This is a genomic window from Segetibacter koreensis DSM 18137, from assembly GCF_000374045.1.
In the GTDB taxonomy this organism is placed as follows: Bacteria; Bacteroidota; Bacteroidia; order Chitinophagales; family Chitinophagaceae; genus Segetibacter; species Segetibacter koreensis.
Window position 1 is genome coordinate 324027 of sequence record NZ_KB893337.1, and the last position, 15996, is coordinate 340022.

Genomic DNA, 15996 nt, shown 5'->3' on the forward strand with positions numbered 1-15996 from the left:
TATTCTTTTGTCAAAAGGTCAGAGGTTTAGATAAAGAAGATTAATCAGGTTATTTCCGTCATTGATAACAATGACAGAGTAACCTGATTAAGTTTTCATTTAATCTTCATCTCTTTATCCTAGTCCTGAGTAATTAAAAGACATTTTACCAATGAATGCCGAAATGCAAATTCATTTACAGAAAGTAAGGTTATTTGGCTATCATGGCTTGAATGCAGGAGAGGAAATAGCGGGAGGAGAATTTGAAATTAACCTGACAACTCATTATTTACCGGATAAGTTGCCGATATTAAACATACAGGACACATTAGACTATACCTCTTTATTTGCTATTGTGAAAAACCGGATGAAGAAGCCCGTTTTTTTGCTGGAAACGCTTGCAAGCGAAATCGCAAGTGAAATAATTGCAAAATTTTCAGTAGTTACAGAGGTAGAGATTTCTATATATAAATTGCATCCACCTATCGAAAATTTTGAAGGATCGGTTGGAGTTACTTTTAAAGTAAAAAGAAATTAAATGAAGAAAATTTTTGTGCTTGTGTTTGTAATGCTGTCTGTCCAGCTTTTTTCTCAGGATGTAAACGTACTTTTAAAAGAAGCCACAAACTTAGAAAGATCGCTAAAAGAAGAAGCAGCTTTGGCGAAATATAAGCAAGTATTGGCAACAGATAAAAACAATATCACGGCTTTGGTGAGAAGCAGTGAGCTTTCTTCTGCGGTCGGTGCAAGACAAGCGGATAAAAATGCTAAAACAAGCTACTACAACCAGGCGAGAGATTATGCAGATAAAGCTATCTCTATTGACTCAAACAATGCAGATGCTTATTACGTGAGAGCAGTAGCTGCGGGTAAATTAACAGAGGTGGAGACAGACAATAAAAAGCTGGTTGAAGATGTAAAAGACATCAAAACTTTTTCAGACAAAGCTCTCTCTATAAATCCTAACCACGGAAAAGCATATTACATTTTGGGTAAATGGAATTTTGAAGTGCTGACATTATCGTGGGCAAAAAAAGCTGCCGTAAAAGTTTTGTTTGGAGGTATGCCAAAAGCCACAATCGAAAACGCGTACAAATACATGGAAAGGAGTAAAACCCTTGAGCCGTATTTTGTTCTTAACTATCTAGACCTTGCAAAAGCTTATAAATACGATCACAAACCTGCACAGGCAATTGAGGTACTTAATCAACTGGTAAAGCTGCCGACGAGAACAGAAGATGACGTGGCTTTAAAATCAGAGGGAAAAAAAATGCTTTCTGAAATGCAATAAATCTTTGTAAACCTACCTGCTTTTAATTAGCTAATTATGTTAATCAACTACCGGATTATTTTTTAGTATAATTGCAGTTGCAATCAAAATTTCATGTCTAATAAGAGTTTTAGTATTTATAGTTCGGGGGAGGAAGGCATATCAGACATACATGACAGGCTTGTTTTAGAAGTTGGCCGTACCCACATGGCTTGTATCAATACAAACGAGCATACTAAAAGCATATCAGCTTTTGAATTATTTAATTTTACTGAAAATGAAGCTACTGACTTTTCAAAGCTTTTTGCGGCAATCGCAGCACAATCAAAGCTTCTTGACAAAGACTACCCCGGAACTGTTGTTTTTATAAACAATGAATTGAGTTTGCTTGTTCCGGTATTTAAGTTTAATACTGAAATAGCGGGGGATTACCTCGACGTTATTTTTGGAGATGATTCTAATTCTGCAATCCATTTCGACCATTTACCGATAGAACCCGGAATGATGAATGCATACCGTGTATCAGAAGATTTATTACGTATTGTACAGGATAAATTTAAAAAAGTCACTTTTCGTCACACCTATTCAAATATTATAAAAACAATTGTTTCTGATCTACTGGCCTACCCTTCCGAATGTATTTATATTCACTTTTATAACACTTTTCTCATTGTAACGGTAGCTAAAGACGAAAAACTGCAACTCATCCAGTCTTTTATGTACCAGGCACCTGAAGACGTATTGTATTATTTATTGAATATTGCAGAACGGTTTGAACTGAATAGGGAAACAGTTATACTCGAAATAAGTGGGATGATTGACCTTCATTTCACTTTATACCGGGATTTAATAACTTACTTCAGGCACGTAGAAGTACAGAATGTTCAATCTTCAAAGATGTTGATTGATATTAAAGAATATCCATTGCATTACTTCACGCCTTTCTTTAATCTTGCTTTATGAGAATAATATCAGGTGAATTTCGCGGAAGAAAAATAAATCCACCCGCAAGTATGCCTCATACCAGGCCAACTACAGACCTGGCTAAAGAAGGTCTTTTTAATATTATACAGCATCGTATAGATCTCGAGGGCATTAAAACACTTGATCTTTTTGGTGGTACAGGAAGCATCAGTTATGAACTTGCATCAAGAGGCGCTGCCGACCTTACCATAATAGAGAAAGATGCAACAATGTACGAGTTCATTAAAAAAAACATGGAAATGCTGAAAGTGAGTAATTATAAAGTTCTTCGCTTAGATGTGTTTTCTTACCTCGCTTCCTGCAGTGAAAAGTTTGATTTTATCTTTGCCGGCCCTCCGTATGCATTAGGCACGATAGATGAATTACCTAAAATCATAGTCGAAAAAAAACTCATCGCCGAAGGCGGATATTTTGTCCTGGAGCATACGCCACGAAATGCTTATGAGAAATTTCCGGGTTTTGAGTTTCAACGTAATTATGGTACAACTGTGTTCTCATTTTTTACAAGCGAAGGCGAAAGAAATGAGGAGAAAGAAGATTGAAATTAGAACTAACGTAAATTTCGAGAAACGCCTGAACGAAGCGATGCAGATGAACGAAATGCGACGCAACAAATGTTATTTACAGATTTTAAGCTCGTATCAAAAAAAATCAAAATGATTAAAGACCTTTTTATATTGAAGAATAATGTTCTTAAATTTTAAAGGGTATTTGAATTTTGAAAGTTGTGGAATTACAATAGAAATGATTGAAAGGAATGAGATAAAAAGTAAAACAGTTGTTTTAGACAGAAAGTAAGTATCGAATAATGAAGGCCTTAAACGAGGTATAATTGATCTTTATCTGTTTTTCCAATTTTTTCAAATTCCAGTTCTTTGATTTGCTGAAGCAAATCATAATCAATTTCTCCTGAACATTTTTCAAGAATTTCTTTTTTGCTCAGCTCTTCTCCCGCTTCTAAAAAAGGCTTTAATTGATCGTAATTCCCTTCCAAAAAATCCGAAAATTGATACCTCATATAATTTTTACTTTAGTGCTTATAAATTCTTTTTAGTAACAATTATGCCAACTATGTAGAGTACAAAAATTGATGTTTATCGGTAAGAATTATATTTTCGGCATACGAATTTTATTTAATATCTTCAATCACATAGGTCATTCCATTTATAGTTGTGTTTTCATTTATATTTAACCCTATTAACTTACTGCCTAGAGGAGATTGGGGTGAAAGTACTATTACTGTAGTTCCTTCCACTGTTATTTTGCCTAATGGTATGCTTACAAACAAATATCCTTTGTTTGTTTTTACTAAAGTGCCGTTTGCAATACGCTGAGGTTGAATAGTAGGAATTATCTTTTCAATAAGCAGTTTTTGTAATAGTAGGTTTTCCAATTGCTTATTTGTATTTTCCTGATCAATCTGTAACATAGCCAAAGCGGTCTCGTGTTTGTCCCCCGCCGTGCTTTTAGTTTCGTTTGACGCACTTTCCTTTAAATCATTCAGCGTTTGACGGAGTAAATGAATTTTATTGTTCAGTAATTCCTTGCACTGGTTATATACATTCTCTTTAAATGTCATGTATTTGTTTACAATAAAAGCATAGTTAAACGTAATTTTTTATCAATTTGTACCATTCGGTCTTACCCAAATCCTAAGAGTAAGAGATCACGGGGCAATTTAAGTACAATAAAACTTTATGGGATGAATTTAGATTCTCATGGTAACTTTTTTCCTCCTGGTTTAATAGTTTCGAACAATGGCAAATATTTCACATCCTGATTAAGACGTTAAGTTAGTTATATTTTTGGGCAAAGAATGTCAATCGAAATTTCAGTACCAGTTATTATTTAGACCTCTGCCATCTCCGCTGCTTCCTTCTTATATGCTTCACTCAGCTTTCTTTGCATCTCAGAAGATACAGGCGCATAATGATGAAATCGCATTTTAAATCTTGCTCTGCCTTGTGTTATACTTCTAATAGTGGAAGCGAACTGGTGCATTTCCGCGTGTGGCACCTGTGCTTTTACTAATGTAAAATGGCCTTCTGTATCCATGCCCTCTACCATACCACGACGTTGCTGAATGTCACTCATTATACTTCCCCTTACATCATCAGGGCATCGTACTTCCACTGCATATATAGGCTCCAGTACTTGTGGGTCAGCCTGCTGAAAAGCTTGCCTGAAAGCCATCATGCCTGCAATTTTAAAAGAGATATCGTTACTGTCTACCGGGTGCATTTTTCCATCAAAAACACAAACACGAATGTCTCTTACATAAGAACCAGTTAAAGGGCCTTGTTGCATTTTTTCCATAAGTCCTTTAAGAATAGAAGGGAGAAAGCGAGCATCAATTACACCGCCAACAATACAATTGTAGTACACTAGTTTGCCACCCCATGGAAGATCATATACGTCCTTACCACGAACAGTAAGACCGTGGGGCTCTGGCATCCCTTCGTACCATGGTTCAATGCGCATAGCCACTTCTCCAAACTGTCCCGCTCCGCCAGATTGTTTTTTATGGCGGTATGTTGCTTCAGCTTCTTTGCGGATGGTTTCCCTAAAAGCAATCTTAGGTTGAGAATACTGAACATCCAACTTATAAATATTCTGAAGTTTCCATTTTATAACTGAAAGATGCATTTCTCCCTGGCAGTGCAATAAGGTTTGTCCAAGTTCTGCTGATATTTCGACCTGCACGGTGGGGTCTTCTTCCTTTAACTGGTGCAATGCTGAAGCAAGTTTTTCCTCTTCTCCTCTCTTTGTATTAGCAATGGCAATACTCATTACAGGTTCAGGAAAAACAACAGATTGCAATTCTAGCTGCTTGCCTTTTTCGTGTAAAGTATTATTGGTGTGGGAGTTGCGCAACTTTAAAGTAGCACCAATATCGCCTGCCACCAATTGATTTATATTGATACGCTTGTTGCCTTCGATAACAAACAATTGATTTATCTTTTCTGTTGTGCCTGTATTTTCATTTACCAGTTCCATACCGCTTTTTATAGTTCCGGAATACACTTTAAAAAAGCTGAGATCGCCAATGTGTGGCTCACTTACCGTTTTATAAATGAAAATGCACGCCGGACCATCTGCGTCACAACTGACTATGGTGCCGTTTTTAGTAACTTGCGGCGGCATTTCAGACGCTGGTGGACAAACATTATCTATGTAACTCATTAGCCTTGCCACTCCCCTGTTTTGTTTGGCCGATAAACAAAAAACGGGGAAGAGATCATGCCGAACCATTGAAAGATGGAGACCTTCTTTCATTTCATCTTCAGTCAGTTCACCCTTTGCAAAATACTGCTCCATCAGCGTTTCGTCATTTAATGCAATGGCTTCGATCAGTTCTTTATGCATTTCTTCGGCTTTTGCTTTTTCCGTTTCAGGTATTGGCAGCTTTTCGGGTTTGCCACCCCCTGAAGTATACCGGTACATTACCATATTTACCACGTCTATTATTGCATTAAAACCTAAACCAGGATTAATCGGGTACTGAACAGCCACTACGTTATTTCCATAGTGATTTTTAGCTTCCTGTAAAGTTTTCGAATAATCCGCCTTCGGATGATCTAATTGATTAATAACAAGAATCACGGGCGTTTTAAACTTCTCAGTATACTCCCAAATTACATCTGTTCCAACTTCTACGCCTGCACTTGCATTTAGCAACATTACCCCGGTATCCGATACGCGCAATGTTGTTAGCACTTCTCCTAAAAAATCTTCATACCCGGGCGTATCTAATATATTTATCTTATAACCTTTCCAGTTTGCGTGTAACAACTTCGAAGAAAGTGAATTACCTCGTTCTTTTTCAATATCAGTATAGTCACTCACTGTGCTTTTTTCTTCCACACTTCCGCATTTGTGAATTAATCCTGCTTCAAAAAGCATGCTTTCAGCGAGAGTCGTTTTTCCACTGCCGGAATGACCCAACAGTACAATGTTTTTAACGTGAGCGGCATCGAAGTCTGGCATAGCAAAGGTTTTAATGGTGAGGGAATAAAAAAATTGGAGATAAACGGATTATTTATTTTACAGTCGAGTAAGACACAAGCTGTAAAAGTTGAACGATGATACATACCCTGCGAAAAAGGATAAATGACAGTAATCATCTTTTTATGCATTTTATTATAAAGACAAGGAATCTTTATAAGTGAGCAATGAAGACTTTAAAAGAAGTGTTACAAATTATGAAAAATCTAATAACAAAAAAAACGTATTTATAAAACTATTACCCCACGTTTCATTTTATAAACCTTTGGAGAAGCATTTGAAAAAAACTCTTGCATAAAATTTCTTACTTCTTTCCGCGCCTCGTTATTGGCTTTCCATATTTCTTCTTCATCAGATCTTTATAGCTCGTCTTTTTATTTGTCTTGCTATTCTTTACTGATTTATCATGAAAAGATGCACCCCGTTCTTCCTTTTTAGGCACTTTAACCTGGATTTCTTTCATATACACTTTCGGCTGTTCATCTTCGGTAAGAACCGAAGATATTTGCAAGTGAGATGGTAAGGGAGATAGTGGAATTGGCATTTTCATTACATCTTCTATAGCCTGTCGGCGGTCCTGTTCCTTTTCTGTAATAAAGCTAATAGCTATTCCTTTTTTGTCTGCACGCCCCGTTCTGCCTATACGGTGAATATAATTTTCGGGAATTTGCGGCAAATCAAAATTGATTACATGAGAGACTTCAGCTACGTCAATGCCGCGGGCAATAATATCTGTAGCGATGATAAATCTAAATGTGCCATCTTTAAATTGTCTTACCGTATTGAACCGGTAATTTTGTTCCTTATTTGAGTGAATGATACCAATGGTACCGCTAAACTCGGGCTCCAGTTGTTCATACAGTTGATCTGCCAGTTTTTTTGAAGCCACAAATACCAACACTTTGGTCATGGTGTTGTCTTCTGTAAGTAACAACTTCAGCAGGTTTACTTTTGTGTAAAAGTTTGGAACTTCATAAGCTTCCTGTATAATATTTTCAACAGGAGTTCCTGCTGGTGCGGCTTCGATTCTAACAGCTTTATCAAAATATTCATTCATCAACTCCTCCACTTCCTCAATAAGTGTAGCAGAGAAAAGTAAATTTTGACGTCGTGGCGGCAAGAGGTCAAGAATATTTTTTAGCTGTGCGCGAAACCCAAGGTTCAGCATTTCATCCACTTCGTCTATCACCAGTTTTTTAATTGACTTCACTTTGAATGCTCCTGCCATTGCCAGGTCATATAGCCTGCCGGGCGTTGCTACCAATACATCACATCCATTTTGAAGTTCAAGTTTTTGTGTATTAATATTAGCACCCCCGTACACACCCACAACGTCAACGCTTATATAGGTTCCCAACTTTTTTACAGACTCTACAACCTGTGTTACCAGTTCACGCGTTGGTACAACAACCAATATTTGGGGGTCCTTATCTTTTGAATATTTCCACAGGTTAAGAAGTGGAAGTAAGTAGGCAAAAGTTTTACCTGTCCCCGTTTGGGCTATTCCACATACATCTGCACCAGCCATAACTACAGAAAAGACTTTTTGCTGAATGGTGGTTGGTGTAGTATAATCCAACTCATCCAAAGCACGTAATAAATGTTTATTAAGATTAAAATCTTTAAAGTTCATAGTGGATTAATGAAGCGCAAAGGTAGTGCATGGCAATCCTCTACACGATTTCTAACTTATGTTGCTAAGAATAGATTAAAAAAAATAATTTGATTTCGCTAATATTATGTCTAGCGACAAGCTCTCACCAACTTATTTCATCAACTTATTATTAAATTGTACGATCAGTTTAAATAAGTCTTCGTATTCATTTAATGGCAACGTTTCTGCCTTATCATAAACGTCATGATAAGCTTTAATGCCGCCCAGGGTATAGATAAAAAAGGCGGGAACTCCTTTTTCGGTAAACCAATAATGATCACTATTAGCAGCTTTACCCCGAACATTTATTCCTATAAGATATTTACCGGCATTATTTGCTTCATTTAAATAAGTAAACTCTTTAGAGAATTCGGTTGCATTGACAACTGTTATGCCTTCAATGCCTGTCCCTTCAAGATCGAGGTTTAGTAAGAAACGAATATTTTTTAAAGGAATTAACGGATTTTCTGTAAAATACTTCGAACCTTTTAAGCCAGCTTCTTCACCCGCAAAACAAATGAAAGCAATGGTGTAAGGCGGAGGATTGGCGGCATAATACTTAGCTAAACCAAGGAGCAAAGAAGTGCCACTTGCATTATCATTTGCGCCCGGAAAATAAGTGTCTTTACCCATACCCCCCAGGTGATCGTAATGAGCAGAAATAACGATAACGGAATCCCGCTTTACCGTTCCTTTTACCAAGCCACATACATTTGAAGCTTTGAAATCGGGTATCGTTTTATTGTCAATATCTGCATCAATAGTTTTAGGTATATCAGAAAACTGCTTTTTATCTACCTGAATGATTGTATAATCTGCCTCTTTTGAAGCAACTGACCAGGTCAGTTTATCTTCAAGTGAAACAATTATCCTGTTTACAGGATCAACAAAATGTGTACTATCCTGCTGATGCAAATTTCCGTGGGAATGGACGCCCCGGCTATCAGGAGAAATTATAAAGTCTTTTCCAGGAATTAATTCTTTTCCATTTATGCTAACCTGCATCTTGTCAGGAAAAGTATTGACAGAATAAGAAAATGTTTGAAAAAAAGAGTTACCAGTCAAAGGTTTTAAACCTAATTCAGCAAACCGGCCCGCTATAAAACCTGCTGCTTTGCTCATTCCGTCTTTTGTATAACCCCTGCCCCAGAAATAGGGAGAAGTTAAGGTGTCCACCAATTTATGAGCGTATTTTACATCTTGGGAATAAGAGAAATTTGACAGCGTTATAACCAGGATAAAAAGACAGATTTTCCGTTTGAAAAAATAGTGAACGCTGTAATTTTCAATGCACAGTCTATAGTAAACCTTACAGATGCCCACTGCCTTGCTGACGAACGAAATGCGACGCAACGATGATGCTATGAAAACAAATGCTCGTATCAAAAGAAATATTTTTAAAACAACCACCGGGAACTTAGTGACCAATAGTTAGCGAATAATAAATGTATAGAAGTGACCAAACTCACGTGACCACGCGGCTTCATTGTGTTTGCCTATAGGAGACACTACCCGGTGCGTCTCGTACTGTCCTTTCTTTTCTATCGCGGCTATCATCTTATCCATATCGTTCACCATTGTTTCGCTTTCTTCCCCACCTGCGTAAAAGTAAAACCTGCGGAAACCGTTTCCCCATTTTGCTGCCACAATCTCATCATAAATTTTTGGCGCTGTGTCGAAAGCGGGAGAAAAAATGCCTGCTCCTCCAAAAACATTCGGATATTTGACCACAGCATACAAACTAATAAGGGCGCCCATGCTGCTGCCTGCAACAAATGTATGGGCAGAGTCTTTTAGCGTGCGGAAGTTTTTATCTATAAAAGGTTTTAATGTAAGTGCCAGAAAGTCTACGTATTCGTTGCCCTCTCCTTTGCCATAATCTTTATAGTAATAGGGATTGTATTCGGTCATCCTTTTTTCTGAACCGTTATCAATTCCAATAATAATTGCACTTTTCCACCCTTTTCTACTATTGAGTCGACAGTTTCATCTACACGCCATTCTCCAAAAGCTGCAGTCTGTTCATTAAAGAGATTCTGACCATCCTGCATATAAATTACCGGATACTTTTTTTTACCGATTGCGTAATCTTTTGGCAGATAAGCCCAAATTCTTCTTGTCCTGTTGAGTTGAGGCATGAAAAAAGCAGTGTCAATTATTTTAACCTGTCGCGTCGCTGTATTAGGTTTTGGCTTTTTGGGATAATCATCTTTCCATCCCAAGATCGTAAAATCTTGAGATACGTCTCCGCTTACATTAATTTCGTGATTTGCCACATCTTCTCCTTTTGCTGTTGTTTCCACTTTATCAAAACTTCCACGGGTAAATTTAAATTCATATTTTCCGGCAGCAACATCTTTTAAAACGATGCCACGCCTTGTTGTGCCAAAGGGTTTTAATTTATATTTTTCATCCTTAGGATTCCAGTTATTAAAAGAACCAGCAACATAAATTTCATCCTGCTTCTTCGTCGCCACACTATTTACAAGAAGACGCAAAGTAAACTGCGCTTCAGATTTGATCAGAGTAAGAAAGCATACCAATAAAAACAAAGTTTTCTTCATTCCGTTAAAATAAATTTTTTCGTAAAAAGCTGTGTAAAAAGATTTTATAATTTTTGCAAATCAGAAACGCCCGAAAGGAGACAACAATTTGTAATGCATAAAAAAACCGCTTTTTTTAAGCGGTTGAAAATTCGTTTAAAGCTTTTAAATATTCCTTTAGCTTTAGATGGACTTTTTCACTCAATGGCACTAATGGTAATCGCAGGTAATTTTTTATCAAACCCATTTCAGCCAAAAAAGCTTTTACACCCGCAGGATTATTTTCTTCAAATAATAAGTCGAAACCGTCTAACAATTTATATAAAAGCCCTCTGCCAGCATATAGATCATTTTGAAGACAGTAACGCACCATCTCAGAAAATTCTTTAGGAAAACAATTAGCGGCGACACTTATGACTCCATCCATACCAGCTGCTATGAGTGGCAGTGCAAGCTGGTCGTCACCACTTGTCACCAAAAACTCGGCAGGCCGGTTTTGGAGTATGTGTAAACATTGGCCGATATTGCCGCTCGCTTCTTTTATACCACGAATATTATCACATTCATTTGCCAGGCGAATTGTTGTTTCGGCTGAGATATTACTGCCCGTGCGGGCAGGAATATTATAAAGGATCAGCGGTTTTGGTGCAGCTTCTGAAATTAATTTGTAATGTTCAAAAATACCTTGCTGAGAAGGCCTGTTGTAATAAGGGCTGGTGCTTAAAATGGCGGCAGCTTGCTGAAGTGGGTAAGTTTCTACCTCATTTATTATTTCGCGTGTATTGTTTCCGCCTATTCCCACCACAACAGGTACTGCGTTTGTAACCCTTTCATATGTGTAATTGATTATATCAATTTTTTCAGACTTCTCAAGTGTTGGAGTTTCACCGGTTGTACCCAGAACCACTAAATATTCTACTCCACCGTGTAACACAAAATCTATCATTGTACCAAGTGCATCAAAATCAACTTCATGCTTTTGGTTAAAGGGAGTTACTAATGCAACCCCTGTTCCTTTTAATGTATCTCTTAATGACATTAGCTATCTGTTAGTTATTAATTATTCAGGCAGTTCTTCCCAAAAGCCCATTTTACCAAATTTTTCTATTCTATTATTTACCCTTTGTACGGGGTCAATTTGTTTTAGTTGTTGTAATACCGGGGCAATATACCCTTTCAAAATCGCTGATGCTTCGTTATAATCCCAATGTGCGCCACCGAGTGGTTCAGGAATAATACCATCTACCAGGCCAAATTTATACATATTATCTGATGTGAGCCTAAGTTGCTCCGCAGCTTTTTCTTTCATATCCCAACTGCGCCAGAGGATAGAGCTGCAGTTCTCCGGAGAGATCACTGTATACCACGAGTTTTCCAACATAAATACTTTATCCCCTACCCCTATTCCAAGGGCTCCGCCACTGGCACCTTCGCCAATAATTATGCAGATTACCGGCACTTTAAGGCGAATCATTTCATAAATATTTCTTGCAATAGCCTCACCTTGTCCCCTTTCCTCTGCTTCCATTCCCGGGTAAGCACCGGGGGTATCTATCAAAGTGATGACAGGTTTATTAAATTTTTCTGCAAGTTTCATTAATCGCAAAGCTTTTCGATAACCTTCAGGATTGGCCATACCAAAATTGCGCAGCTGCCGCATTTTTGTATTTGTTCCTTTTTGCTGGCCTATTACCATAATCGTTTCACCATCAAGCTGGGCAAAACCGCCTACCATTGCTTTATCATCGCCCATATTACGGTCGCCATGCAGTTCTACGAAATTTGTAAATATTTTAGAAATATACTTCAGGGTATAAGGCCTGTCGGGATGCCGGCTTAACTGTACCCTTTGCCATGGAGTAAGGTGTTGAGTAATTTCTTTTCTTTTTTCTAAAATAGAATCCTGCAACTGTACAATTGTGGATGTATAATCAACTTTAGAATTTTTGTCGGCAAGTTTTTTTGTCTGATCAATTTGTTCGTAAAGTTCCTTGATAGGTTGTTCAAAATTCAAAAACTGTCTGTTCGGATATTCGGGCATATCTGTTGGTTGTGATGGTAAAATTAAGTGTTGAATTTTTTTTAAGAAATTTTTGTTTGAAAATAATGTTTCCCCTTATCTTTGCCATCCCAAAATGACAAGTAGTACACAAAGTTATTGAGGAAATTGGATCGGTAGTTCAGTTGGTTAGAATGCCGCCCTGTCACGGCGGAGGTCGCGGGTTCGAGTCCCGTCCGGTCCGCTTAGCAAAGGATTACAGCAATGTAATCCTTTCTTTATTTTACAAAGGTTTACAGTAAAGTCCTGTTTTTCAATTTCTTATAACAGTCTCCTGCCCCTTCTTCGTTTTATCTTTACAATGGTTGACATATTCTTAATCGAGTAAAAAATCGAGTAAATTATGTTATTACCAATCAAACCCTTATGTGAACGGCAATTTGTTCGTAGAGATGGTACAAGTCTTATTTACATTCAATACTGTTACAGTTCTGAAAAACGCACTCTTTTAAATACTGAAATTGCCATTCCTCCAAATTTTTGGAACAAAAAAAAATTGTGTGTTACAAGCAATCTTCCTTCATCACTAGGGAATTTCGACCAGTTGAATAATGAGTTATGGAGAATGGTGAGAATTGTAGAGGACATTGTTTCTTTTGCACTAAAAAATAAAATTCAAAATAGGGGCGCTTTTGTAAAGAATATTTTTCACCCTGACTTCAACGTCAACAGCTTACTTTCTCCGGATACTAGCGATGCTGTTGAGGCCAATGAAACAAAGAAAGTTAATCAGGACTTGTATTTCCAAATAGATGACTATATCAAGTGTAAACAACAAAAAGTTACGAAAGCTACATTATGTGTCTATTCTTGCATGAAAGAACAACTGAAGGCTTATGAGGAATATAGAAAGAAAAAGATAACATTTGGTAGTTTTGATTTTGAATTTTACGAGGGCTTTGTAGACTTTTTAACTTTCGACTACGTAAAAAGAAGGAGAAAGACAATCATTAGAGGATTAAAGCTCAATACAATTGGGAAAACAATTAAGCAACTAAGAATTTTTATTAAGGACCGTGTTCGTCGTAAAATAATAGCCCCTATCGATCTCCATGATTTTAGAATCCCGGAAGAAGAATCTGATGCTATTTACTTAACCTATGAAGAAATTGAGAAAATGCATACAGCTAACTTATCGAGTTATCCCTATTTAACTGAATACCGTGATTTGTTTGTTTTAGCTTGCTTAACAGGTCTAAGGTTTTCTGATTTTTCAATCCTTGAGCCTGAAGATCTAAGAAATGACATGTTGTATAAAAAGCAGGAAAAATCAGATCATTGGGTTGTCATTCCTTTAAGAAAAGAGGCTAAGGTTATATTTTCAGAACAATTCAAAGAAAAAATACCGCAACTAACAAATCCGGAATTTAACCGCCACATAAAAACAATAGGAAAATTAGCTGGTCTGTGTAAAACAATAAAGTTTTCTTACAAAAGAGGAAATAAAAATATTGAGATAATCAAGCCTAAGTATGATTGGATAACATCTCACACGGCCCGAAGATCATTTTGTACCAATGAATTTTTAGCAGGGACTCCGATAAAATTAATTATGAATATAAGTGGTCATAAAAATGAAAAGGACTTTTACAAATACATTAGGGTCACACCTGAGGAGGCCGCACAAAAGATAAAAGAATTATGGCTGGAAAGAAATGATATGAAAACATTCGACACTGACCTAAAGAAGGTCTCATAATTTGATTCATAAGTTGGACGAGCAAGGCAATATCAAGGAGTAAAATGAAAGGTGAGAGAACAAATAATCTGAGAGTTATTTGAAGAAAAGGGGATTTAAGTAAAAAAACAAATGGACAAGGCTTTCATCATTTTTAAACCCTCTGGCCGGGTTAACATCTTTGTTTGATAAAGGGTGTAAAAAACGGTAATTATTGTAACTTAGCACGGTTCCGACCTTCTTCCAAAAAATGACATTGTAAAACAGCGCAGTAGTAATAGAAATAAAGATCTTCCATCTTCTCAGCCATTATGAAATTGGTAATAGTTGTTGAATATCCTGCCAAAGAAAATAAACCCTTCGTCTAATTTTGTATGGTTTTAGTTTGCCATCCTTTATCCACTCATAAATTGTAGGTCGGGTAACACGGAAGACATTGCAGACATCAGCAATTTTAAATAAGGGGTAATAAGTTAATCCAGGTGTATCTGACACTGGGGTTGAGGGTTTTTCTTTTTTTATTTTTGAAATTTCCTCCCGTATTATTGAACGTATATGTTCCCAAAATTCCTCCTGGCTATAAGGAAACAAGATGGGCGTAGTGGTACTATTATTCATGTCCTCATTTTTTGTAATTTTCATTTAAGTTACACTTCGGGTAAAACATGTGCACCTTACTGCATTGATTCCGTTTAAAAGAAGGCTCATATCTAATATATCCGTATTCACTTAAATCCTTAATAATTTTGTGATAAGTGGCTCTTGCTGAAATCTTTGCCAACTTCATTATTTGGTAACTGTAGGCCGAAAATGGACTATTATAATCGTGATCCTTCCAATATTGAAGTAATGCTGCATATATCCCGATATGCGTAATACTTATGCGAGGGTCATCATCGATTGCGGCAAAAAATTCAGATAACGGATTTAACTGCTCCATCTCAAAAAACTTTTATACTCTTAATTGAAATCATTATCATATTACTTATAATACAAATAAGACATGGCTTATTATAGGTCACATCCCATGCCTTTGCTTCCTTTTACTATTTTTGACAGCTTTAGGAAGTTCCAGGTTATCATCTGCTTCATTTTGCTTGTGGTTTTCTTTTTTGGCGTCGTGTGTTGAGGTATGGGCGTAACTCTGTGTTTCCCTTTTAGATTGCTTATTTACAACACGGTGCATACTAGCATCGTAAACATTAATAGATTTAAATTGAGGATTTGCTTCGATGAAACATTTAACCTCTCTTCTATCATCAGTAAACGTTACCGATTGCCTATTGCCTTTATTTAATGAATCAATCAGTCTTGATTTATCCTGTTCATTACTCAATTCTTTTATTGGATGATTTGAAAGCACTTTCTCTAAATCGTAACCGTAATTTTGATGATAATGTTTTATTTTGAAGTTCCCGCTTGCATCAGTCTCCTTAAAATCCATCTGCATCCACGCATTATAGACCTGCCCTTCCTTATTCATCAAGTCTTTATTTACGGACCTTCCACTCATAAGGTTGTAAGCCTCTTTTAATGTAATGTTATTACCCTTATTAATATAAAAGCTTTGTTGAATGCTGTCTGCACTTTTTTCCTTTTTCATCCTTAGATCATATTTATTGAAAAAGTACATATCGCTTTGCTCCGATTTTTTGAAGTGCAGTGTAGCATCAGCAGTGTCGTTTCTAAATTTTGCTGTATGTAATATTGCAAATTCAGGAGATTGCTTTGCAATCCTTTCTTTAAGTTCATTTTCTAATGCCTCTCCAAAACCTGTAAACTTTACCTGGTCTTTTAGGTAATCAAAATTTGTCTGGTTCATAA

General features: G+C 36.8%; 15 protein-coding genes, 1 tRNA gene and 1 pseudogene. 6 read left to right on the forward strand and 11 right to left on the reverse strand.

The window, feature by feature from the left end:
- Positions 1–151: 151 nt before the first annotated feature.
- The 4 genes from B154_RS30845 (at position 152) to B154_RS0117910 (ending at position 2775) form a co-directional block, all read left to right on the forward strand.
- Complete coding sequence (locus B154_RS30845) at positions 152–517, forward strand: dihydroneopterin aldolase (RefSeq protein ID WP_018615659.1); 366 nt, start codon at positions 152–154, stop codon at positions 515–517.
- A complete protein-coding gene (locus tag B154_RS0117900) occupies positions 518–1270 on the forward strand; it encodes a hypothetical protein (protein ID WP_018615661.1) in 753 nt (250 codons plus the stop codon).
- Between the two features lie 93 nt (positions 1271–1363).
- A complete protein-coding gene (locus B154_RS0117905; protein WP_018615663.1) occupies positions 1364–2212 on the forward strand; it encodes a DUF3822 family protein in 849 nt (282 codons plus the stop codon).
- The gene (locus tag B154_RS0117910; protein ID WP_018615665.1) at positions 2209–2775 is read left to right on the forward strand and encodes an RsmD family RNA methyltransferase; all 567 of its coding nucleotides are present in this window, start codon (positions 2209–2211) and stop codon (positions 2773–2775) included. The genes B154_RS0117905 and B154_RS0117910 overlap by 4 nt, the downstream gene beginning before the upstream one ends.
- Positions 2776–3050: 275 nt before the next feature.
- Here the strand turns inward: B154_RS0117910 and B154_RS0117920 are convergent, their stop codons facing one another.
- From B154_RS0117920 to B154_RS0117955, 8 genes and pseudogenes are all read right to left on the reverse strand, one after another.
- Positions 3051–3251 carry a hypothetical protein gene (locus B154_RS0117920; RefSeq protein WP_018615667.1) on the reverse strand — a complete coding sequence of 67 codons (201 nt, stop codon included), beginning with the start codon at positions 3249–3251 and terminating at the stop codon, positions 3051–3053.
- Positions 3252–3362: 111 nt separating this feature from the next.
- Positions 3363–3812, reverse strand: a complete 450-nt coding sequence (locus B154_RS0117925) for a hypothetical protein (protein ID WP_018615668.1) — start codon at positions 3810–3812, stop codon at positions 3363–3365.
- Positions 3813–4081: 269 nt separating this feature from the next.
- Complete coding sequence (locus B154_RS0117930) at positions 4082–6220, reverse strand: elongation factor G (protein WP_018615669.1); 2139 nt, start codon at positions 6218–6220, stop codon at positions 4082–4084.
- Positions 6221–6542: 322 nt separating this feature from the next.
- Complete coding sequence (locus B154_RS0117935) at positions 6543–7871, reverse strand: DEAD/DEAH box helicase (RefSeq protein ID WP_018615671.1); 1329 nt, start codon at positions 7869–7871, stop codon at positions 6543–6545.
- Between the two features lie 132 nt (positions 7872–8003).
- Positions 8004–9068, reverse strand: a complete 1065-nt coding sequence (locus tag B154_RS0117940) for a M28 family metallopeptidase (RefSeq protein WP_018615674.1) — start codon at positions 9066–9068, stop codon at positions 8004–8006.
- Between the two features lie 255 nt (positions 9069–9323).
- A pseudogene (locus tag B154_RS33935) lies at positions 9324–10456 on the reverse strand (alpha/beta hydrolase).
- A 115-nt stretch (positions 10457–10571) separates the two neighbouring features.
- A complete protein-coding gene (dapA, locus tag B154_RS0117950) occupies positions 10572–11474 on the reverse strand; it encodes a 4-hydroxy-tetrahydrodipicolinate synthase (protein WP_018615676.1) in 903 nt (300 codons plus the stop codon).
- 21 nt (positions 11475–11495) lie between these two features.
- Positions 11496–12476: an acetyl-CoA carboxylase carboxyltransferase subunit alpha gene (locus tag B154_RS0117955; protein WP_018615679.1), complete on the reverse strand. Its 981-nt coding sequence runs from the start codon at positions 12474–12476 to the stop codon at positions 11496–11498.
- A 128-nt stretch (positions 12477–12604) separates the two neighbouring features.
- On the opposite strand from B154_RS0117955, the gene B154_RS0117960 reads away from it, so the two are divergent.
- Positions 12605–12678 (forward strand) — tRNA-Asp (locus tag B154_RS0117960).
- Between the two features lie 360 nt (positions 12679–13038).
- A complete protein-coding gene (locus B154_RS0117965; RefSeq protein WP_483826380.1) occupies positions 13039–14193 on the forward strand; it encodes a phage integrase SAM-like domain-containing protein in 1155 nt (384 codons plus the stop codon).
- 288 nt (positions 14194–14481) lie between these two features.
- Here the strand turns inward: B154_RS0117965 and B154_RS0117970 are convergent, their stop codons facing one another.
- The 3 genes from B154_RS0117970 to B154_RS0117980 form a co-directional block, all read right to left on the reverse strand.
- Positions 14482–14814, reverse strand: a complete 333-nt coding sequence (locus tag B154_RS0117970) for a helix-turn-helix domain-containing protein (protein WP_018615682.1) — start codon at positions 14812–14814, stop codon at positions 14482–14484.
- The gene (locus B154_RS0117975) at positions 14795–15112 is read right to left on the reverse strand and encodes a hypothetical protein (RefSeq protein ID WP_018615684.1); all 318 of its coding nucleotides are present in this window, start codon (positions 15110–15112) and stop codon (positions 14795–14797) included. The genes B154_RS0117970 and B154_RS0117975 overlap by 20 nt, the downstream gene beginning before the upstream one ends.
- A 78-nt stretch (positions 15113–15190) precedes the next feature.
- On the reverse strand, positions 15191–15994 hold the full coding sequence (locus tag B154_RS0117980; RefSeq protein ID WP_018615685.1) for a hypothetical protein: 804 nt from the start codon (positions 15992–15994) through the stop codon (positions 15191–15193).
- Positions 15995–15996 lie beyond the last annotated feature (2 nt).

Coding starts and splice junctions, on each gene's coding strand:
- B154_RS30845 (WP_018615659.1), top strand. CDS start 152: ATGAATGCCGAAATGCAAATTCATTTACAGAAAGTAAGGTTATTTGGC.
- B154_RS0117900 (WP_018615661.1), top strand. CDS start 518: ATGAAGAAAATTTTTGTGCTTGTGTTTGTAATGCTGTCTGTCCAGCTT.
- B154_RS0117905 (WP_018615663.1), top strand. CDS start 1,364: ATGTCTAATAAGAGTTTTAGTATTTATAGTTCGGGGGAGGAAGGCATA.
- B154_RS0117910 (WP_018615665.1), top strand. CDS start 2,209: ATGAGAATAATATCAGGTGAATTTCGCGGAAGAAAAATAAATCCACCC.
- B154_RS0117920 (WP_018615667.1), bottom strand. CDS start 3,251: ATGAGGTATCAATTTTCGGATTTTTTGGAAGGGAATTACGATCAATTA.
- B154_RS0117925 (WP_018615668.1), bottom strand. CDS start 3,812: ATGACATTTAAAGAGAATGTATATAACCAGTGCAAGGAATTACTGAAC.
- B154_RS0117930 (WP_018615669.1), bottom strand. CDS start 6,220: ATGCCAGACTTCGATGCCGCTCACGTTAAAAACATTGTACTGTTGGGT.
- B154_RS0117935 (WP_018615671.1), bottom strand. CDS start 7,871: ATGAACTTTAAAGATTTTAATCTTAATAAACATTTATTACGTGCTTTG.
- dapA (WP_018615676.1), bottom strand. CDS start 11,474: ATGTCATTAAGAGATACATTAAAAGGAACAGGGGTTGCATTAGTAACT.
- B154_RS0117955 (WP_018615679.1), bottom strand. CDS start 12,476: ATGCCCGAATATCCGAACAGACAGTTTTTGAATTTTGAACAACCTATC.
- B154_RS0117970 (WP_018615682.1), bottom strand. CDS start 14,814: ATGAAAATTACAAAAAATGAGGACATGAATAATAGTACCACTACGCCC.
- B154_RS0117975 (WP_018615684.1), bottom strand. CDS start 15,112: ATGGAGCAGTTAAATCCGTTATCTGAATTTTTTGCCGCAATCGATGAT.
- B154_RS0117980 (WP_018615685.1), bottom strand. CDS start 15,994: ATGAACCAGACAAATTTTGATTACCTAAAAGACCAGGTAAAGTTTACA.